At 67.9% G+C, this 20,658-nt stretch carries 11 protein-coding genes and 8 pseudogenes; 7 read left to right on the top strand and 12 right to left on the bottom strand.

Features of this window, described 5'->3' with window-relative positions:
• Positions 1–11: 11 nt before the first annotated feature.
• The 4 genes and pseudogenes from ABFB10_RS19925 to ABFB10_RS19910 form a co-directional block, all read right to left on the bottom strand.
• Positions 12–2,189, bottom strand: a complete 2,178-nt coding sequence (locus ABFB10_RS19925) for a transglycosylase domain-containing protein (RefSeq protein WP_347167839.1) — start codon at positions 2,187–2,189, stop codon at positions 12–14.
• 340 nt (positions 2,190–2,529) lie between these two features.
• A pseudogene (locus tag ABFB10_RS19920) lies at positions 2,530–3,084 on the bottom strand (lipid-binding SYLF domain-containing protein).
• 269 nt (positions 3,085–3,353) lie between these two features.
• The gene (gene hemB / locus ABFB10_RS19915; RefSeq protein WP_347167838.1) at positions 3,354–4,352 is read right to left on the bottom strand and encodes a porphobilinogen synthase; all 999 of its coding nucleotides are present in this window, start codon (positions 4,350–4,352) and stop codon (positions 3,354–3,356) included.
• Positions 4,353–4,419: 67 nt separating this feature from the next.
• On the bottom strand, positions 4,420–4,581 hold the full coding sequence (locus ABFB10_RS19910) for a hypothetical protein (RefSeq protein ID WP_347167837.1): 162 nt from the start codon (positions 4,579–4,581) through the stop codon (positions 4,420–4,422).
• A gap of 229 nt (positions 4,582–4,810) precedes the next feature.
• Between ABFB10_RS19910 and ABFB10_RS19905 the strand changes: the two genes are divergently transcribed.
• Positions 4,811–5,332 (top strand): component of SufBCD complex, encoded by a 522-nt coding sequence (locus ABFB10_RS19905; protein ID WP_347167836.1) that lies wholly within the window; start codon positions 4,811–4,813, stop codon positions 5,330–5,332.
• Between the two features lie 534 nt (positions 5,333–5,866).
• Here the strand turns inward: ABFB10_RS19905 and ABFB10_RS19900 are convergent.
• The 6 genes and pseudogenes from ABFB10_RS19900 to ABFB10_RS19875 form a co-directional block, all read right to left on the bottom strand.
• Positions 5,867–7,160: pseudogene (locus ABFB10_RS19900) on the bottom strand (branched-chain amino acid ABC transporter permease).
• Positions 7,157–8,168, bottom strand: a pseudogene (locus ABFB10_RS19895) (branched-chain amino acid ABC transporter permease). The pseudogenes ABFB10_RS19900 and ABFB10_RS19895 overlap by 4 nt, the downstream one beginning before the upstream one ends.
• A 37-nt stretch (positions 8,169–8,205) precedes the next feature.
• The gene (locus ABFB10_RS19890) at positions 8,206–8,589 is read right to left on the bottom strand and encodes a hypothetical protein (protein WP_347167835.1); all 384 of its coding nucleotides are present in this window, start codon (positions 8,587–8,589) and stop codon (positions 8,206–8,208) included.
• Between the two features lie 153 nt (positions 8,590–8,742).
• Positions 8,743–9,576 (bottom strand): ABC transporter ATP-binding protein, encoded by an 834-nt coding sequence (locus ABFB10_RS19885; RefSeq protein WP_347167834.1) that lies wholly within the window; start codon positions 9,574–9,576, stop codon positions 8,743–8,745.
• A 187-nt stretch (positions 9,577–9,763) separates the two neighbouring features.
• A pseudogene (locus ABFB10_RS19880) lies at positions 9,764–10,544 on the bottom strand (ABC transporter ATP-binding protein).
• A gap of 97 nt (positions 10,545–10,641) precedes the next feature.
• Positions 10,642–11,824, bottom strand: a pseudogene (locus ABFB10_RS19875) (ABC transporter substrate-binding protein).
• A gap of 170 nt (positions 11,825–11,994) precedes the next feature.
• Between ABFB10_RS19875 and ABFB10_RS19870 the strand changes: the two are divergent.
• Positions 11,995–13,113 (top strand): PQQ-dependent sugar dehydrogenase, encoded by a 1,119-nt coding sequence (locus ABFB10_RS19870; protein ID WP_347167833.1) that lies wholly within the window; start codon positions 11,995–11,997, stop codon positions 13,111–13,113.
• Between the two features lie 38 nt (positions 13,114–13,151).
• Here ABFB10_RS19870 and ABFB10_RS19865 read toward each other — a convergent pair whose 3' ends face one another.
• Entirely contained in the window at positions 13,152–14,168 is a 1,017-nt protein-coding gene (locus ABFB10_RS19865; RefSeq protein WP_347167832.1) for a GlxA family transcriptional regulator, read from the bottom strand.
• Between the two features lie 207 nt (positions 14,169–14,375).
• Here ABFB10_RS19865 and ABFB10_RS19860 point away from each other — a divergent pair.
• The 4 genes and pseudogenes from ABFB10_RS19860 (at position 14,376) to guaB (ending at position 18,346) form a co-directional block, all read left to right on the top strand.
• A pseudogene (locus ABFB10_RS19860) lies at positions 14,376–15,748 on the top strand (class II 3-deoxy-7-phosphoheptulonate synthase).
• A 179-nt stretch (positions 15,749–15,927) separates the two neighbouring features.
• A pseudogene (locus ABFB10_RS19855) lies at positions 15,928–16,209 on the top strand (DUF1275 family protein); the annotation flags it as partial.
• Positions 16,210–16,297: 88 nt separating this feature from the next.
• Positions 16,298–16,630 carry a DUF1275 family protein gene (locus ABFB10_RS19850; RefSeq protein ID WP_347167831.1) on the top strand — a complete coding sequence of 111 codons (333 nt, stop codon included), beginning with the start codon at positions 16,298–16,300 and terminating at the stop codon, positions 16,628–16,630.
• Positions 16,631–16,896: 266 nt separating this feature from the next.
• Positions 16,897–18,346 (top strand): annotated as a pseudogene (gene guaB / locus ABFB10_RS19845) (IMP dehydrogenase).
• Positions 18,347–18,471: 125 nt separating this feature from the next.
• Here the strand turns inward: guaB and ABFB10_RS19840 are convergent.
• Complete coding sequence (locus ABFB10_RS19840; protein WP_347167830.1) at positions 18,472–18,759, bottom strand: SH3 domain-containing protein; 288 nt, start codon at positions 18,757–18,759, stop codon at positions 18,472–18,474.
• A gap of 656 nt (positions 18,760–19,415) precedes the next feature.
• On the opposite strand from ABFB10_RS19840, the gene ABFB10_RS19835 reads away from it, so the two are divergent.
• Positions 19,416–20,570, top strand: coding sequence for an RsmB/NOP family class I SAM-dependent RNA methyltransferase (locus ABFB10_RS19835; protein ID WP_347167829.1), 1,155 nt, complete (start codon positions 19,416–19,418; stop codon positions 20,568–20,570).
• The last annotated feature ends 88 nt before the right edge of the window (positions 20,571–20,658 follow it).

Raw genomic sequence — 20,658 nt, 5'->3', positions numbered from 1 at the left:
TGCCGGGGGCGTCAGCGCAGCAGGTCCTCGGTGCACAGCCGCCGTGGGCCGCCGCCGTAGGGCTGATAGGTGCAGTCCGAGGCGCGGAACGAGCGGAAGGCCCGGTCGCAGGCGCGGATATTGCATTGCCCCTGTGCGGCGGGCTGGGCGATCGACTGGATGACAACCTCCCTCAGCGAGGCGTTGTCACTGTTGCGCATCCGTTCTTGCAGGGCGGCGCGCAGGGGCGCTACCTCGCGCGGGCTGAGGACTCCGTTATCCTCCAGCCGGGACAGCGCGGCCCCAAGCGCGTCGGTCTGGCCGGGTTCGGCGAAGGCCATCGCGCCATCCCCGGCCAGGTGCCGCGCGGGGCGGGTGTCGGCAAGGTCCTCTGGCAGATCGGCGCCCCCGGCGATCAGGCCAGCGTCGGGCGATTGGGCGGCCTGCAAAGCCGCAAGCTGGAACGAGGCCCAGATCTGCGCGGGCAGGGTGCCGCCGGTGACCTCGTCCATCGGGCTGTTGTCGTCATTGCCGACCCAGACGCCGACGATCAGCTCTTCGGTCCAGCCGACGAACAGCGCATCGCGGAAGTTCTGGCTGGTGCCGGTCTTGCCCACGGCACCCGGCACCTCGGCCACGGCACTGCCGGTTCCCTTGGTGACGGCGCCGCGCAGCAGGGCGGTCATGGCGTCCCGATGCGACAGCAGTTCGGCGGCGCGGCCCGCGGGCGCCGGCTGGGTCCAGTCGAAGGGGTAATAGGCCCGATCCGCACCGGCGGTGACCCCTTCGACGAAATGCGCCCGAAAGGGGGCCCGACCGGTGGCGATGGCGCCATAGGCCTCTGTCAGCTCCAGCAGCGACAGGCCTGAGGCGCCAAGCGCCAGCGAAGGTGTTTCAGACAGCGCCGCGTCGATGCCAAGCAGGCGGGCGGTCTCGGCGACCCTGTCGATGCCGATGTCCATGGCCATGTGAACCGTCGCAGCGTTGAGCGACTGCGCGAAGGCACTGGCCAGCGTCACCTCGCCATGAAAACTTCCGTCGAAGTTCTCGGGGGTGTAGCCGTCGATGTCCACGGGCCGGTCGGCGAGGCGGCTGTCGGGGCTGTAGCCCTCGGCGAGGGCGGTGAGATAGGCGAAGGTCTTGAAGGTCGACCCGGGCTGGCGCTGCGCCTGTGTCGCACGGTTGAACTGGCTGGCGTCGTAGTCCTTGCCGCCGACCAGCGCCGCGACACTGCCATCGGGCCGCAGTGCCACCAGCGCGGCCTCGGTCGGCAGGCCGGACAGATGGGCCTGCACGGCCTGTTCCGCTAGCCGCTGCAACTGCGGGTCCAGCGTGGTGCGCAGCGCCTGTGGATCGGTGAAGCGTTGGGCCAGTGCGTCGGCCCGGGCCATGACCACGTCGGCGAACCAGCCGCCATAGGGCTTTTCGCCGATTGCGGGGCGCAGAACCATCAGCTCTGCCTGCGCTGCATTGGCCTGCGCCTCGTCGATCATGCCCGCCCGGTGCATCAACCGGATCACCAGCTGCGCGCGGCTGCGCACGGCCTCGGCGTCGCTGCGCAGGTTCAGGACTGAAGGCGCCTTGATCCCGGCTGCAAGGATGGCGCTTTCCGCCAGCGTCAGGTCTTCGACGGGCTTGCCGAAGTAGATCCGCGCGGCGCTTTGCACGCCATAGGCACCGCTGCCCAGATAGATCCGGTTGAGATACATCTCGAGGATTTCGTCCTTGCTGTGACCGGCCTCCATCTCGCGGGTCAGAAGCGCCTCGTGCAGCTTGCGGCTGTAGGTGCGTTCGGGGGCGAGGTAGGTGATCTTGACCAACTGCTGGCTGATGGTGCTGCCGCCCTGCACGATCCGGCCCGCCGCGGCATTGGCCCACAGCGCGCGCGAGATCGAGCGGAAGTCGAGCCCGCCGTGGCTGTGAAAACGCTGGTCCTCGATGGCGATGACCGCCTGTTCGAGATGGTCGGGGATGCGGTCCGAGGGAGCGTGATCGGCGTGGCGCTGGCCGCCGGTAAACAGCGGCGCACCGCCGCTGTCCTCCATGCGGATCGGCTGGGCGCGCAGCGCTTCGAGATCGTCGAGGTCGTCCAGCGAGGCGACCGCCACGGTGCCTGCGGCGGCGCTCAGGACGAGGACGGAACTGGCGGCCAACGCGGCGCGCGCCTTCCAGCCAGAGCGCGACAGCTGGCCCGTGGCCTTGCCAAGCAACCTGTGCGCCAACTGTTGAAGGTGTCTGGCCCGGGGGCCTTCGCGGCAGGGGGGCGATTGTGCTGGCTGGACGGCGCGTCGTGGCGGTGCATGTGGGTCTCCCTCGTCGGAAGGTCAATGCACCATGGCCAATCCTGTTCCCGCACTTGGCAGGGATCGATCACAATTTCTCGGGGTTGCGGATGATTTCTTCACAAGGGGCACCGCCCAAGGGTCGAATGCGCGCCGCAAATGCCTTTGCGGGATCAATACGAAAACGCCCCCGGTCTGTCCGGGGGCGATCCATGGGCCTTCGGGGCCGAAGCGAATGGTCCGGGGCGCCGGACCCGCGCGGCCGCGCTCAGGGAATGATGCGGGTGTATTTCACGCCTTCGAGGGTCGCGCCGACGCGCAGGCCGCTTTGACCGAAGATCACCGCGATCACAGGCGCAAGCGAGGTCGTGGTCTCGGCGAGAGGGTGCCGCCCTTTTCCGGGGTCGCGTACAGGATATTGGCGCTTGCCGCGTAGCCGCCCGAGCGGCGGAAGGTTTCCAGCGCGTCCTGCGTCATGAAGAACAGGACATGCGCGTATTGCTGCGCGCCGATCTGCAGGCCGCCGCTGGCCTTGACCATCGAGTAGTAATCCACCGTCGCGCCGCCGACCCGCAAGGCGCCGCTGCCATAGGCGCCGCCCAGCCCCAGTCCGGCCTCGGTCACCAGCGGCATGACCAGAAGGCCCGCCGCCTTGGCGCCCAGATCGCGGGTACCGGGGTAGTTGCTGTACATCTGCGACAGCGTCGAGATCCACGCGCGCGTCGATCTTTGCCGCGCCCGATCCGCCGATGCCGTTCACGCAGGCGCCCGTCAGCAGCGTGGCGCCAAGGCCCATGGCCACAGTTCGTCTGTTGAATGTCATAGTCCGCTCGTCCTTGCCGATGCCTCTGGTTCCGGCTGTGCCGCCGGTTGGTGGCGATCTTACGCCTGTGGACAAGGCTTGTCACCGCCGATTGTGGGGGATCGGCAGCGAACCGCTAAGGATGGGAGGGCATGGGGCTTGACAGGGGCTGCGCGCGCCTCTGCCGGGGCCGGACGCCCGCCGCAAGCCCGCGCAGGGATTCGGTCTGCAAGGGGGCGCCCCGGCGCGTCGGCCCGGGGCGCCGTCCTGGGGCGCGGGGCGATCCTGCCTCAGCCGTTCAGCAGGCGGGCGGCGGCGGGGGCAAAATAGGTCAGCACGCCGTCGCAGCCCGCGCGCTTGAAGGCGGTCAGGCTTTCCATCATGGCCTTTTCGCCATCGATCCAGCCGCGTTCCGCGGCGCCCGCCAGCATCGCGTATTCGCCGGACACCTGGTAGGCGAAGGTCGGCGCGCCGAACTCTGTCTTGGCGCGGCGGCAGATGTCGAGATAGGGCATCCCGGGTTTCACCATGACCATATCGGCGCCCTCGGAGAGGTCGCGTTCAATCAGGCGCATCGCCTCGTTGGCATTGCCGGGGTCCTGCTGATAGCTTTTCTTGTCGCCCTTCAGCGCGCCGGAGGCGCCCAATGCGTCGCGGAAGGGGCCGTAGAAGGCCGATGCGAATTTCGCCGCATAGCTCAGCAGCAGGACGTTTTCGTGGCCCCGGGCTTCCAGTTCCGACCGGATCGCGCCGATGCGCCCGTCCATCATGTCCGAGGGCCCGATGATGTCGGCGCCCGCATCGGCCTGGCTGAGCGCCTGCTTGACCAGCGCCTCGACGGTGCGGTCGTTCACGATCTGGCCGTCTTCGAGATAGCCGTCGTGGCCGGTGATATTGTAGGGATCGAGCGCCACATCGGTCATTACGGCCAGCTCGGGCACCGCCGCCTTGATGGCGCGGGTGGCCTTGTTCGACAGGTTCTCGGGGTTCCAGGCCTCGGCGCAGTCCTCGGTCTTCAGCGCCGGGTCGGTATAGGGAAAGAGGCAGATCGCCGGGATGCCGAGGGCATGGGCCTCGCGCGCGGCCTCGACCACCTTGTCGACCGACAGGCGGTTGACGCCGGGCATCGAGTGGATCGGTTCCGACACGCCCTCGCCGTCGCGCACGAAGACCGGCCAGATGAAATCGCCGGGCGTCAGCGTGGTTTCCGCCACCAGCGCGCGCAGGGCCGGGGTGCGGCGGGTGCGGCGCAGGCGGGTGGCGGGGAAGGGGGCTTGGGTCGGTCGCATCGGCGCTCTCCTTGGATTGCGCATCAGACATGCCTTCCTTGCCCGCGATAGTCCAGAGGCCGCCCCGTCAGGCGTCTTGCAAGAGCGGGCCGTCGCGGATCTCCTGCGCCTGCGCCTCGGTCAGGGGCGCGGTGCTGCGGTCGGAGGGCCAGAGCACCGGGTCGGTGCGGTCCATCCAGCGTTCGGGTTCGGGGGTGCGGGGGTGCAGGTGGGCTCCGCATCGGCGCATGCGGCAGCCTGCGCGTATTCCAGCGGCATTGCGGTCTCCTTCGGGTTTGGTTGTGCCGCCGGTCCTGAAACGGCTCGACACCCGGTCCAGGCCCGGACGCGCGGTTCGGTGCCAAAATCAAGCGACCTGATGGCGGGTTTGACCAGGGTCGGGAGGCGCGGGCGCGTGGCCCCTATGCAATCGGGCAAGTGCAGGCTAGAAATCGGGAAAATAACAGGGGCCCGGGCACGTGGATTGGTACAGCACCGTATTCGAAGTGATCGACATGCGATCCTTCTCGAACCTGTGGTTCTGGATCTTGCTGGCGGTCTTCTGGTCCTCGACCAGCCACTGGGTGCTGGGCGTGCCCTTCGACATGGTCGCCCGCGCGCGACGGTCGGGCGGTCAGGCGGCGCGCGATCTGGAAGACCTCGCGCGGATCAACTGCAACCGGGTGCTGTTCATCGTCGAGGAATCCGGCCTCTGGCTGGCGGCCATCGTGCCGGCCATCCTCGTGGGGCTTGGTCTGCTGGGGTTCTGGTACCGGATCGAGCTGGCGCAGGCGCTGTTCCTGCTGGCCTTCCCGATGACCTTCGTGGGCCTCTTGAGCATCGTCTCGGCGCGGCGCATCCGGGACGGCGAAGGCGAGGGTGCGGCACTTTGGCGGCGGCTGCGGATCCACCGGATGCTGACGCAGGTCATCGGGATGATGTCCATCTTCGTGACCGCGCTCTGGGGGATGTACCAAAACCTGTCGGCGCATGTGCTTTGACGGCGCATGCCCCCTGAGGGGGCGTGATCCAAAGGAGTGCTTCCGCACGCTCTTTTGACGTGCGCGGCGGCGTGACATGTCCGGTCCGGCGCTGGCGCGGGCCGAACGCGCGCCCGGCTTCCGAATTCACCAGAACGAAGCCCTTCGGTCCTGTGCCATCCCTCCCCTTTGCCCGGCCTGCCGTAGCCGCCTTCGCGCATCAAGCGGAATGGCCGTCTCCCCGTTCCGGGGCCCCTCGGCAATTCCGCCTGACCCGCTGCGGCGTCTGCGGCTGTCGGGCCGCAGGCGAGGGATGGCTCCGGAACGAAGCGTGTCGGGCGGGGGTGGCGGGCAGCGGACGGGCGCCCATGGGGTCGGGGGCACAGATGCCCCCGCGCGAAGCACTGCCCCGGAAAAATGCCCTGTCCGGCCTCTGGGCCTTCTCTGCAAAAGCGGACGGCAGGCACGCCCGGCCGGGCATGTCTGCGGTTCTGTGTTCCCGGCACGAGGGCGCGGCGCGGCCCGGATCCGATATGCGGTTCCAGGCCCGCTGTGTCAGCGTTCCGGCAGCAGGCCGCGCGGGCTGAAGCGCAGCACAACCAGCAGGATCACCCCCATGGTCAGAAGCCGCATGTGCTGGACGCTGTCGCGCAGATGCTCCTTGAGGAACGAGCCGTCGGGCAGGGGCTGCGTCAGCGCGGTCATGAAGCTGGGGCCCAGCACCTCGACCTGCACCCAGAGGAACCAGATCAGGAAACCGCCCAGCACCGCGCCGAGGTTGTTGCCAGAACCGCCGACGATCACCATGACCCAGATCAGGAAGGTATAGCGCAGCGGCTGGTAGGAGGTGGGGATCAGGAGGCCGTCCAGCGTCGTCATCATGGCGCCCGCGATGCCGCAGATCGCCGAGCCCAGCACGAAGACCTGCAGGTGGCGGAAGGTCACGTCCTTGCCCATGGCGCGGGCCGAGACCTCGTTGTCGCGGATCGCCCGCATCATCCGGCCCCGGGGACTGTTGAGCGCCAGTTGCGCCAGCACCGAGGAGCACGATCAGCACCGCGGCGAACATCAGCCCGTAGCTGATCTTGACATAAAGCGTCGAGGCCGAGACCGGATCAAGCCCGAAGCTGGCGGCCTTTTCGATGAAACCGGGATCGTTCTGCAGGTCGATCTCGCGCGGGACCGGGCGGGGCAGGCCGTTGACGTTCTTGACGCCGCGGCTCAGCCATTCCTCGTTCTTCAGGATGGCGATGATGATTTCAGAGATGCCCAGCGTCGCGATTGCAAGATAGTCGGAACGCAGTCCCAGCGCCGTCTTGCCGATGATCCAGGCCGCGCCCGCCGCCAGCAGGCCGCCGACGAACCACGAGAAGACCACCGGCAGGCCGAGACCGCCGAGAAAGCCGGTGCCCGCCGGGTCGACCGCCTCGATGGCATCGACAGCGGGGTCGCGTACCATGCGGTAGAGCACGAAGCCGACGATCAGGATGGCAATGACCAGCCATTTGTTGTGGGTGCGTTTCCAGGCCATCACGGTCGCGGTCATCACCGCCGCGCCCAGAACCAGCGCCCCGATGGCGCGCAGCCCGCCCGCCGACCATGCGTCGGGCACCGGGGCGACAGAGGTCAGGACGACGGCGAGGCCGCCCAGGGCCACGAAGCCCATGACGCCCACGTTGAACAGCCCGGCGATGCCCCATTGCAGGTTCACGCCCAGCGACATGATCGCGCTGACCAGCCCCATGTTGAGGATCACCAGCGCCAGGTCCCAGCCCTGAAGGATCCCCGTGCCGACGATCAGCAGCGCCACGAAGCCGAAGAGGGTGAATGTACGGACGGTCGGGTTCATACGGATTTCCCCTTGAAGAGGCCGGTGGGCTTGAACAGCAGCACCACGACGAGGATCACGAAGCTGACGGCGAACTTGTACTCTGTCGCCATCAGCTGCAGCAGGCTGTCGGGCGCGAGGCTTTCGGGCAGCGCGTAGCCCAGCACCTTCTTCCAGGCATAGGTCACGGCGACCTCGGAAAAGGCGATGACAAAGCCGCCGGCGATGGCGCCCAGCGGGCTGCCCAGGCCGCCGACGATGGCCGAGGCGAAGATCGGCAGCAGAAGCTGGAAGTAGGTGAAGGGCTTGTAGCTCTTGTCGAGGCCGTACAGCACCCCGGCGACGGTGATCAGCGCCGCGACGATCAGCCGAGGTCACCTGCACGACGCGCTCGGGGTTGATGCCGGACAAGAGCGCCAGATCCTCGTTGTCGGAATAGGCGCGCATGGACTTGCCGGTGCGGGTCTTGTTGAGGAACCAGAACAGCAGGGCGACGACGATGATCGCGGTGACGACGGTGATGCCCTGCGTGGTCTTGATCGCCAGCCCCTCAGCCAGGCCGGTGCTTTCCTTGAACTCGCGGGCATTGATGATGAAGCGCTCGCCATCGGCAAAATACTGGTCGTCGGCGCCCAGAACGAAGCGGGTGAGGCCGTTGTAGATGAACATCACCCCGATCGAGACGATCACGAAGACCACCGGCTTGGCCTTCTGCGCCCGGTAGAAGCGATAGACCGTGCGGTCGGTGATCAGCACCAGCGCGGCGGTGGCGGCGATCCCGAAGGGGATGGCCAGCAGCGCCGTGGGCAGGGGGCCAAGGTTGATCCCCATCGACTGGAACCACCAGGTCACCAGGATCACCGACATGGTCCCGAAGGCCATGGTATCGCCGTGCGCGAAGTTCGAGAACCGCAGGATGCCGTAGATCAGCGTCACCCCCAGCGCGCCCAGGGCCAGTTGCGAGCCATAGGCGATCGCAGGCACCAGCACGAAATTCGAAAGCGCCACGATGGCGTTCAGCAGGTCCATTTTAATCCCATCCCCGCCCGGGTCTGCCCCGGGTTCTTCATTCTGCGGTTATCTTGCACGTGCCGTGATAGGTCACGACCGAAAGGTCCTTTGCGAAATGCACGCTCAGCTTGGCATAGCCATTGTCGGCATTCGACATCATGTAGCTGGCATTGGCGTCGCTGGCGCTGACCACCAGCACGTCGTTGACGATCTGCGCCGCGCCCGGCGCATCCCCGGTGCCAAGGTGCAGCACCGCCTCTCCCGGCATGGTGCGCGGAATCTCGAGGTCATGCCCGAACTGCGCGAAGGTGCAGGGCTCTTCCTCGAAACACTCCGAGGTATAGTCGCAGACCATGGTCGAGGCCCCTTGCTGCTCGATCACCTGGGCACTCGCGGCACTTGCCGTCAGAACCAGAAGGGCAGCGCATCGGTTTCTCATGTGACGTCTCCTCGCATCGTCCTGTCCCCTCGACTGGCCCCGCGCCAGCCGCGCCATCGGGTGCCCGGGTCAGCATCGCCCCCTCGGAACCGCGGTGAAAGCCGGGCCGCCTTGGGCCCGTCCGGGCAGAAGCGGGCGCCGCATGCGCATCCCTCAGCCCCCGAGGAAGGACTTGCGGACTTCCGGATCGGCCAGAAGCTCCTTGCCGGTCCCGGTGAAGGCATTGCGGCCCTGCACCAGCACATAGCCCTTGTCGGCGATCTCCAGCGCCTGCCGGGCGTTCTGCTCGACCATCAGGATCGAGATGCCGGTCCGCGCCACCTCGATGATCCGGTCGAAAAGCTCGTCCATCACGATGGGCGACACACCCGCAGTCGGCTCGTCCAGCATCAGCACCTTGGGCTGGGTCATCAGCGCGCGGCCCACGGCAACCTGCTGACGCTGGCCGCCCGACAGCTCGCCGGCGGGCTGGCGCCGCTTCTCGTGCAGGATCGGGAACAGCTCGTAGACCTGCTGCATGGTCTTGCTGAAATCGTCGGTGCGGATGAAGGCGCCCATCTCGAGGTTTTCCTCGACCGTCATCGAGGTGAAGATGTTCGAGGTCTGCGGCACGAAGCCCATGCCCTGTGCCACCCGGTCCTGGGGCGTCAGCGCGCTGATGTCGTGACCGTCCAGCCGCACCGCGCCCGAGCGCAGGTCCAGCATCCCGAAGACCGCCTTCATCGCCGTCGACTTGCCGGCGCCATTGGGGCCGACGATCACCGCGATCTCGCCCTTGTCCACGGCGATCGTGCAGTCGTGCAGGATGTCCGGCCCCCTGCCGTAGCCGCCGGTCATGCGGTCGCCGATCAGGAAGGGGCCGCCGGGCGCGTCCTTGATCGGACCGGAGCGCCGGGTCGGATCGACCGTGCCCTCGCCGCCGCGCCGGGTGATCGAGGCATCGTGGTTGCCGCGGTCGTCTTGATAGGGGTTTCCGCTGCCCGTCATCCGCGCGCCCCCGCTTCTTCGGTCCTGAAAATACCGCGGGGGGAGGCCGAAGGCCGGGGGGCAGAGCCCCCGTCAACCGTCCCACCCGGCACAACGCCGACCGCCGCGCGCCCGAAAGCTCTGCGCCGCAGAGCTTTCCCGCCGGCAAGACTTTGCGGCGCAAAGTCTCGCTGTCCAGCCGCCTCGCTCATCCGACCTGCTCCTTGTTCTTCAGCCCGGTGCCCAGATAGGCCTCGATCACCTGTTCGTTGGCCTTGATCTCGTCCAGCGTGCCCTCGGCCAGCTTCTTGCCCTCGGCCATGACGATGACCGGGTCGCAGATGCGGCTCGATGAAATCCATGTCGTGCTCGATCACGCAGAAGGTGTAGTTCCGCTCCTCGTTCAGCCGCACGATGGTGTCGGCGATGGTGTTCAGCAGAGTCCGGTTCACCCCCGCGCCGACCTCGTCGAGGAAGACGATCTTGGCGTCGACCATCATTGTCCGCCCGAGCTCCAGCAGCTTCTTCTGTCCGCCCGAAATGGCACCGGCCGGGTGGTCGGCCAGATGCGAGATGGTCAGGAAGTCCAGCACCTCGTCGGCCTTGGCGCGCAGCGCGCGCTCTTCCTCGGCGATGCGGCGGCGCCCGAACCAGGTGTTCCACAGCGTCTCGCCCGACTGTCCGCCTGGCACCATCATCAGGTTCTCGCGGCAGGTCATCGAGGAAAACTCATGCGCGATCTGGAAGGTCCGCAAGAGCCCCTTGTGGAACAACTCGTGCGGCGGCAGGCCGGTGATGTCCTCGCCGTCCATGAGCACGGTGCCCGAGGTCGGCGGCAGCGCCCCGGCGATCACGTTGAAAAGTGTCGTCTTGCCGGCGCCGTTGGGGCCCACCAGACCGGTGATCGACCCCTTGGCGATCTCGATGCTGGCGCCGTCGACGGCCCGGAACGCACCGAAATGACGGTGCAGGTTATCCACTCGGATCAAGAAATGTCCCTCCCGGGCGCGCATCGCGCAGGACAGCGCCCGTCAGAATGCTGAAACAGCCCGAACCATGGGTCGGGCTGTTTCGTCATCATGTGGATTACTTGAATTCCACGGTTTCCGAGGCACCGTCGGTGACGGTGTAGTGGCGGTAGGAGCCCGCCGCCTCGCCGGGGCCGATCAGCTCCACGCCCGATGCGCCGACATAGTCGATGTCGCCACCCTCGGCGAGGATCTGCAGGGCCTTGCCCAGTTCGCCCGGAAGGATCTCTTCGCCCGGCGCGTTGGCCACGTCGAGGAGGTTCGCCGCCACGGCCTCTGCCGTCGCTGCGCCGCCCTTCATCATCGCCAGCGCCATCAGCGCCGCGGCGTCGTAGGATTCCCGCGTGTAGGAGGACGAGGAGTCGACGCCTGCGTCGCCCGCCACCGTGTCGAAGGCATCCGCACCCGCGCCCTGCGCCCAGGGCGCGGTGCCGATCGAGCCGGTCAGCGCCTCGGCCTGTTCCGAGAACAGGGTGTCGCCATACATGCCGTCGCCCAGGATGAAGGTGTCGAAGGCGCCGGTGTCGTAGGAGGCCTCGGATCATGCCCTTGCCGCCCTGGTCGGTATAGCCGAACACCGCCAGTGCCTCGCCCCCGGCAGAGGCCAGCGCGCCGACCTCGGCCGAGTAGTCCGCCTTGCCGTCGTCATGCGGCGCGGACATGGTCACGGAACCGCCCATCTCGCCGAAGCTCTGGGCGAAGGCATCGGCCAGACCCTTGCCGTAGTCGTTGTTGGTATAGGTGACGGCGACTTCCTTGATGCCCTTCTCGTTCAGGATCTCGGCGATCACCTGGCCCTGACGGGCGTCGGAGGGCGAGGTGCGGAAGAACAGGCCGTTGTCCTCGGCGGTCGACAGCGCCGGAGAGGTGGCGGAGGGCGAAACCATCGGGATGCCGTTCGGCACGGCGACGTTCGACAGCACCGCGCCGGTCACGCCAGAGCAATCGGCGCCCATGATCGCCACGATGCCCTCGGAGACGAGGCGTTCGGCGGCGGCAGTTGCCGCACCGGAGTCGATGCAGGTCGAATCCGCACGCTCGGGGACCAGCGTCACGCCGTCGAGGAAGTTGCCGGAGTCGTTGATTTCCTTCAGGGCCAGTTCCGCCGAATCGGCCATCATCGGCGTGATCGATTCAAGCGGGCCGGTGAAGCCGAGGATAATGCCGATCTTGACGTCCTCGGCGGATGCGGCACCCGCGGTCAGCGCGGCGGCGGTCGTGGCCAGAAGCAGCTTCTTCATGGAAAGTCTCCCGTGTTGGTATTCGGATCTTATCGTCCTGGGCAAAAGCCTATGCGGGGAGTTTCAAAAAGAAAAGAGTTCTGAGCAAGGGCGACCCAGCGGAATGTGCGCCCCGGGTGCTTGCCTGTCCCGCAGGCGCCCCCATGTGAAGGACCAAAGGAGACAAGCCCATGCCGAACAAATCGCTCGCCGCCTTGTTGTGCACCGTCCTCGGGGCGGGCCTCGCCACCGGGACCACTGCGGGCCCGCTGAAGACAGAGGCCGGGGCCATGACCGCCGAGCCCGTCGTCGAGGGGCTCGAGATGCCCCGGGCCTTCGGCTTCCTGCCCGACGGCACCGTCCTGGTGACCGAGAAGGATGGCCGCCTGCTGGCGGTGCGCGACGGCGAACGGCAGGAGATCGGCGGCCTGCCGAAGGTGCGCGACGAGGCGCAGGGCGGTCTGCTCGATCTGCTGGTGCCCCGGGATTTCGCCGAGGACCGCCTGTTGTACATGACCTATTCGAAGCGGCAGGGCTTTCGCGGTTCCGGCACGGCGGTCTACCGCGCGCGGCTGTCCGAGGACGGGACGCGGCTGCAGGATGGCGAGACCATCTTCGAGATCGCGCGCGGCAGCGGCGGCGGCTACCACTTCGGCTCGCGTCTGGTCGAGGCCCCGGACGGCGCGCTTTTCGTCACCATCGGCGACCGGGGCGAGGGTGATCTTGCGCAGGACCTGTCGATGCACAACGGCTCGGTGCTGCGGATCACGCCGGAGGGCGCGACGCCCGAGGGCAACCCCTTCGCCGGTCAGGACGGCGCGCTGGCCGAGATCTGGTCCTACGGCCACCGCAACCCGCAGGGCGCGGCGCTGGATCTGAACGGCGATCTCTGGGCCGTCGAGCACGGCGCGCAGGGCGGCGACGAGGTCAACCGCATCGAGCCCGGCACCAACTACGGCTGGCCGGTGATTTCCTACGGCAAGAACTACGACGGCACCCCGATCGGCGAAGGGACCGAGGCCGAGGGCATGGCCCAGCCGGTGCATTACTGGGACCCCTCCATCGCGCCCTCGGGGATGACCTTCTACGATGGGTCGGTCGGGGACTGGCGGGGCAATGCCTTCATCGGCTCGCTGAAGTACAACTACATCTCGCGGCTGGCGGGCGAGCCCCTGGCCGAGGTCGAACGGCTGGAGAACGACGACACCCTCCGCGTCCGCGACGTGCGGCAGGGCCCGGACGGCGCCCTGTGGTTCCTGTCCGAGGGCAATGGCGCGCTCTATCGCATAACCGCCGCGCCCGGGGGCTGAGGGCCCGGGCGCGCGCGACCCGCGTTACGGCCTGTCGATCACAGCGACAGGCGTTGCGGCGAGGCGTGCGTCCCGCGTTCGCGGTAGGGGGTGGTCTGGTAATGGGCGCGGTAGCATTTCGAGAAATGCGAGGGTGAGGCAAAGCCGCAGGCCAGCGCCACGTTGATCACGCTCATGTCGGTCTGCATCAGCAGGTTGCGCGCCTTCTGCAGCCGCAGCTCCATGTAATAGCGCTTGGGCGAGCGGTTCAGGTAGCGCCGGAACAGCCGCTCCAGCTGGCGGGTCGACATGCCGACGTCCTGCGCCAGAACGGCGGGGCTGATCGGTTCTTCGATGTTCTGTTCCATCATCTGGATGACCTGGCTCAGCTTGGGGTGCCGCACGCCGATGCGCGTCGGCACCGACAGGCGCTGGGTGTCCTGATCGGTGCGGATCGAGGAATAGATCTGCTGATCCGCCACCGCGCTGGCCAGTTCCTCGCCGTGATCGTTGGCGATGATCTGCAAAAAGAGGTCGATCGACGAGGTGCCGCCCGCCGTGGTCATGCGCTTGCCGTCGATGGTGAAGACCGCGCGCGTCAGGGTTACCTCTTCGAATTCCTCGGAAAAGCTGTCCTGGTTCTCCCAGTGGATGGTGGCGCGCTTGCCGTCCAGAAGACCGGCCTCGGCCAGGCAGTAGGCGGCGGTGCAGAGCCCGCCCAGCGTTCCGCCCTTGCGCGCCTCGCGCCGCAGCCAGGACACCAGCCGCTTGGTCGTCGCCTTCTGGACGTCGGCGCCGCCGCAGAGGATCACCGTGTCGTCGCGGTGGATGTCGTCGAGATCGCCGTCCAGCTTGAAGACGGTTCCGGTGGAGCAGGTGGCGGTCTCGCCGCCCTCGCCAATCAGCCGCCATTCGTAGAGCTGCCGGTTCGACATGCGGTTGGCCAGCCTCAGGCAGTCCAAGGCGGCTGCGAAAGAGAGCAGGGTGAAGTCCTTGAGCAGGACAAAGACGAAGCGCGCGGGCTTGTCCGGGACCGTATCCAGTTCGACGATCTGGCGCTGAGCGTTTGGCAGCATGACGGACGGCTTTCCTGTTGGCATGTCCGTCCCGTCTGGCGCGGGACTGGCAGCGACTTGGGCAGACTGTACCATCCGCGTCAAGAGATGTCGCAATTATCCCTTGGCCCGGGGCGGCATTTCGCCTTGTCGGGGGTGGCCAAGGCGGGGGTGCCCTTGTATAGAACGGGACCGTCCATGCCCAAGAGAGACAGGGGGAGGAAGACCATGACCGAGTGGCAGAAATCGACATGGCGCAACAAGCCGCGCGTGCAGATGCCCGAGTATACGGACGCGGCCGCGCTGAACGCCGTCGAGGCGCAGCTTGCCAAGTATCCGCCGCTGGTCTTCGCCGGAGAGGCGCGCCGCCTGAAGCAGCATCTGGCCGCCGCCGGGCGCGGAGAGGCCTTCCTGCTGCAGGGCGGCGACTGCGCCGAAAGCTTCGAACAGTTCAGCGCCAATGCGATCCGCGACACCTTCAAGGTGATGCTGCAGATGGCCATGGTCCTGACCTATGGCGCAAAGGTGCCGGTGGTGAAGGTCGAGCACGCATGGCGGGGCAGTTCGCCAAGCCGCGCTCGGCCCCGACCGAGGTGGTGGATGGCGTCGAGCTGCCCAGCTACCGCGGCGACATCATCAACGATCTGCCCTTCACGGCAGAGGCGCGCATTCCCAACCCCTCGAAGATGCTGCAGGCCTACACGCAGGCCGCCGCGACGCTGAACCTGCTGCGGGCCTTTTCGACCGGCGGTTATGCCGACGTGCATCAGGTGCACCAGTGGACGCTGGGCTTCACCGAGGCCGACGAGGCGGGCAAGTACCGCGACATGGCGAACCGGATTTCCGACACGCTGGACTTCATCAAGGCGGCGGGTGTGACCGGCGATCAGGCGCATACCCTGCACACGGTCGAATTCTACACCAGCCATGAATCGCTGCTGCTGGAATACGAAGAGGCGCTTTGCCGGCTCGATTCGACCTCGGGCAAGTGGCTGGCGGGCTCGGGTCACATGATCTGGATCGGCGACCGCACGCGGCAGCCGGACGGCGCGCATGTGGAATTCGCCTCGGGCGTGCAGAACCCGATCGGTCTGAAATGCGGTCCCTCGACCACGGCGGAGGACCTCAAGGTCCTGATGAAGAAGCTGAACCCGAAGAACGAAGAGGGCCGCCTGACGCTGATCGCCCGCTTTGGCGCGGGCAAGGTGGCCGAGAACCTGCCGCGCCTGATCAAAGCGGTGAAGGACGAGGGCGCCAATGTGACCTGGGTCTGCGACCCGATGCACGGCAACACGATCAAGTCCTCCTCGGGCTACAAGACCCGGCCTTTCGACGCGGTCCTGCGCGAGGTGCGCGAGTTCTTCGCGGTGCACGAAGCCGAGGGCACCATCCCCGGCGGCGTGCATTTCGAGATGACCGGGCTGGACGTGACCGAATGCACCGGCGGCGTGCGCGAGGTGACGGACGAGGACCTGTCCGACCGCTACCACACCGCCTGCGACCCGCGCCTGAACGCCTCGCAATCTCTGGAACTGGCGTTCCTCGTCGCAGAAGAGCTGAGCAACCGGCGCCTCAAGGCGGCAGAGGCCGCGAACGGCTGAGCCATCGGGTCGGATTTGCGGCCCGCTCTGTAGAATGCGAAACGCCCCCGCAGGGATCTGCGGGGGCGTTTTTTTTGCTTCTGCGTCTCGCGGGGCAGGCGACCCCGGTCCGGGGGTTTACCCTGCCTGCGCCGCGCGGCAGGATCGCGCCCACGACAAAAAAAAACGGGAGTCCGGCCATGCTGATCCATGAGGGCACAGAGCGCAGCGACCGGATCGATCTGGGGCTGGCGGCCTCGTTGTCGATGATCGCGGGCGGGATCAATGCGATGGGCTTTCTCGTCGCGGGGTCCTTTACCGCGAATATGACCGGCAACGTGGCCCTCGCGGCGGAGTACATCGCGCGGCGCGACCTTGCGCTTGCGCTTTCCTTCGCCGGGCTGCTGGTCTGTTTCATCCTTGGCGCCATGACGGCGGCGTTGCTGGTCGGTGCCGGGCAGGCACGCGGGCGCCGGGCGATCTATGCGCAGGCGATCCTCGGCGAGGCGCTGCTGTTGATCGGGCTGGGCGTGGTCGCCACTGGGCTGGCCGGGGGCGCTTGCGGAAACAGTGCTTGTCGGGGTCCTGAGCCTGGTGATGGGGTTCCAGAACGCGATCACCACGATGATTTCGCGCGCACGGGTGCGCACCACCCATGTCTCGGGCATGGCGACGGATCTGGGTATCGAACTGGCGGCCATGCTGGGGCCGGAACAGGTCCGGCGCGGGGCGCTGCCGGGCCTGTGGCTGCACGGGCTGACGCTGGTGGCCTTCGCGGTGGGCGGGGTTCTGGGCACGGCGATCTTCCTGGGGCTGGGCAACTGGCTGCTGCCGATCCTCGGCGCGGCGCTTCTGGCGCTGGCCCTGCCGGACATCGCCCGCGTGCACCGCCGTAGAGCGTAGGGTCTTCTGCCGCGCCGGGCGCCTGACGGCAGGCGGGGCAGGCCTGCAACCGGCAGGGCACGGCAGCCGTTTTCCCGAGCCACTGCGCAGGCCTCAAGAGGGGTGCCAGCCACCGCGGCCTAGCAGGGCAGGGCGGCAGGTTCCGGGCGCAGGGGCGCGACGGCGCGTCAATTCCGCGCTTCGCCGTTGCCGATTGACACCTTTTCTTTCCCGTCCCTGCGTGCAATAGGGACGTGCCAACCGATGCCCTCCCAAGGAGTTCCCCCATGGAGATTCGCGAGGCTCTGACCTTCGATGACGTTCTTCTGGTTCCGAGCCGCCTCCAGCGTCCTGCCCAGCACCGCGGATACCCGCACCCGGGTCACGAAGGCGATCACGCTCAATATCCCCTTGCTGTCCTCGGCCATGGACACGGTGACAGAGGCGCGCATGGCGATCACCATGGCGCAGGCGGGCGGCATCGGGGTGATCCACAAGAACCTCGACGTCGAAAGCCAGGCCCGGGAAGTGCGCCGGGTCAAGCGCTTCGAAAGCGGCATCGTCTACAATCCCGTGACCCTGACCCCCGACCAGACGCTGGCCGACGCCAAGGCGTTGACCGAACGCTACGGTTTCACCGGTTTCCCGGTGGTCGACGACCAGCATCGCGTCGTGGGCATCGTCACCAACCGCGACATGCGCTTCGCCGAGCGGGACGAGACCCCGGTGCGGGCCATGATGACCCATGAGAACCTCGCCATCCTGCATGAACCCGCCGACCGGCAGGAAGCCATCAACCTGATGAAGGCGCGCCGGATCGAGAAGCTGCTGGTGACTGACAAGGCAGGCAAGCTGACCGGCCTTCTGACCCTGAAGGACACCGAGAAGGCGGTGCTGAACCCCACCGCCTGCAAGGACGACCTTGGCCGCCTGCGCGTCGCGGCGGCCTCTTCGGTCGGCGATTCCGGCTTCGCGCGGACAGAGGCTCTGGTCGATGCGGGTGTCGACATCGTGGTGATCGACACCGCGCATGGCCATTCCCGGGGCGTGATCGAGGCGGTTCGCCGCGCCAAGGGCCTGTCGAACGCGGTGCAGGTGATCGCGGGCAACGTGGCCACGGCAGAGGCGACCCGCGCCCTGATCGACGCGGGCGCGGATGCGGTGAAGGTCGGCATCGGGCCGGGCTCGATCTGCACCACCCGCATGGTCGCGGGCGTGGGTGTGCCACAGCTGACGGCGGTGATGGACTGCGCGGCGGCGGCGGGTGACGTGCCGGTGATCGCCGACGGCGGCATCAAGTTCTCGGGCGATTTCGCCAAGGCCATCGCGGCGGGCGCCTCCTGCGCCATGGTCGGCAGCATGATCGCGGGCACCGATGAAAGCCCGGGCGAGGTGATCCTGTACCGGGGCCGGTCCTTCAAGGCCTACCGGGGCATGGGCTCGCTGGGCGCCATGGCGCGCGGCTCGGCGGACCGGTATTTCCAGAAGGACGCGGCCTCGGACAAGCTGGTGCCCGAGGGGATCGAGGGACAGGTGCCCTATAAAGGCTCTGCGGGGGCGGTCATTCACCAGCTGGTGGGCGGTCTGCGCGCGGCCATGGGTTACACCGGCTGCGCCACGGTGGACGAGATGCGCCGCAACTGCAGCTTCGTGCGGATCACCAATGCTGGGCTGACCGAAAGCCATGTGCACGACGTGCAGATCACCCGCGAAAGCCCGAACTACCGCATCGGCTAGGACCGGGTCCGGTCGAACAACCAGACAGACAGCGGATGCCGGCCTTTGCCGGCATCCATGCTTACCAGAACGGATTTCGCAGGCTCGACGCCGGGCCGAAGCTGGCCCCGGCATACGCCCCCGGGTCAGAGCTGGGTCAGGTAGTCGGCAGAGACGTAGCCCGTCACGCCGGGCGACTCGACAAGCGACACGCGGCACCAGCGCTGGCCAAGCTCTGTCACGCAGTCGCGGCGCTGCAGTTCCGTGCCGTCGGGCAGGCCCATGATGATCTTGTATTCAAGGCTCGGCCCGCTGCGCAGCTTCAGCAGGTCGTCCGGCCCCGTGCCCGAGACGATCATGCGCCCACCGGCATCGGAGGCGCAGCCCGCCGCAAGAAGGCCCGCGCACAAAGTCATCACTGCCAACGGTTTCATGAAGCCTCCTGTCGCTCTGTCCTGCGGGCTTTGCCACAGGCGTCCGGCGGTCGCAACGGTGCGTTCGCCGCGCCCGGCGCCCCTATGCGTTCCGTGAGTGAGGCTGAGGGCCGGGAAGGCCGGGCAATACCCCTGTGGCAGTAGCCGCAGCCCGGCCATAGGGGCAGGGCGGTCCCGTTGGATGCGCGCCGCGCAGCCGACAGGCGGGCGCGTTTCGGCAATCCGCCGCCGATGCAGCCGCGGCGGGCGCGGCGATTGCCCGGGCTGGCATCGCCACCGCCCCCCGGGACGCCGCGCCCGGGCGGTTGTGCAGGGAATGTGCCCCGGTGCGGGACGCCGACCCGACCCGGGCGGCCCCTGTCACCGTCTTCGGGTGTCATGACACCCTTTGCCGGTTTTCGCCCTGCGCGCACTGGACGCTTCGGTCGCCTTCGGGATAGGGACGGCAGGCGACCGTCCAGGCCCTGACGCCGACGGTGCGCGCAGAACGGCAGCCCTTGGACGGAAGACGGAAGCAGTACAGATGCCCGGTCATGGTTTCGAATGAGAACGGCTCTTGCGGTGATGGCGGCGGGCACAGCCCGTTGTGCCCGGCCTGCGGGATCGGCTGAGGCGATGCGGTCCGACCCCGGATATCTGTCGGGAAGGGCAAGGCCATGACCCCGGCGGCGCGCGTCCAGACCGCGATCGAGATCCTCGACCGGATCGCCCTTGGCGTTCCCGCCGAAAAGGCGCTGACCACATGGGGGCGTCGGGCACGGTTTGCCGGGTCCGGGGATCGCGCGGCGGTCCGCGACCACGTCTTCGACGTGCTCCGGCGCTGGCGCAGCACCGCTGCGCTGGGGGGCGGCGATTCCGGGCGCGCGCGGATGCTGGGGCTTCTGCGCATGCAGGAGGCCGCGCCCGAGGCCCTGTTCTCCGGTGATCGCCACGCCCCCGCGCCGCTGACAGAGGCTGAGCAGGTCGCGGGCCAGACGCCCGAGGGCGCCGCCGCGCTGGACCTGCCGGACTGGTTGGCCGAGCGGTTTCGCGCCAGCCTTGGCGCCCGGGCCGGGGCGGTGGCAGAGGCCCTGCGGCACCGCGCCGATGTCTTCTTGCGGGTAAACCTTCTGCGGGGCGACCTGACGGCGGCCCTTGCGGCGCTGTCCGGCGAGGGCATTACCGCCGAACCGCATGACCTCTCGCCGACCGCGCTGCGGGTGACCGAGGGCGCGCGCCGGATTGCCCGCAGTCAGGCCTATCTCTCGGGGCTGGTCGAGCTTCAGGACGCGGCCAGTCAGGCGGTGGTCGATGCGCTGCCGCTGACGCCCGGCGCCCGGGTACTGGATTTCTGTGCGGGCGGCGGCGGCAAGACGCTGGCGCTGGCCGCGCGCCTTGGCGGCAGCCCTGTCGAGGCCCATGACGCCGACCCGGCGCGCATGAAGGACCTGCCGGGGCGCGCCGACCGTGCCGGGGCCGCTGTGCGCCTGCGCGCGGCGCCCGCCGGTTCCTACGATCTCGTGCTCTGCGATGTGCCCTGTTCCGGCAGCGGGGCGTGGCGCCGCGCGCCCGAGGGCAAGTGGCGCCTGACGCCCGATGCGCTGCAGGCGGTGTGCCGCGAACAGGCCGCTATCCTCGAAACCTGCGCCGGGCTCGTGGCGCCGGGCGGGCATCTGGCCTATGCGACCTGCTCTGTGCTGCAAGAGGAAAACGCCGCCCGGATCGCGGCCTTCACGGCGGATCATCCGGCCTGGACGGCGATCACAGAGCGTCAGTTCCTGCCGCAGGACGGCGGCGATGGCTTCTACGTGGCTGTGCTGACACGCCGGTGAGGCAACTTGCAGTTGCGCGATTGCGGGAGTTAACGGCACTTTAACTGTCACCGGGGCCATACTTCCCGGCGTGGTTGCGATTCGCGGT

This window comes from Ponticoccus litoralis, from assembly GCF_039769985.1.
Lineage (GTDB): Bacteria > Pseudomonadota > Alphaproteobacteria > Rhodobacterales > Rhodobacteraceae > Ponticoccus > Ponticoccus litoralis.
This window is presented reverse-complemented; position numbering and strand designations above follow the sequence as displayed.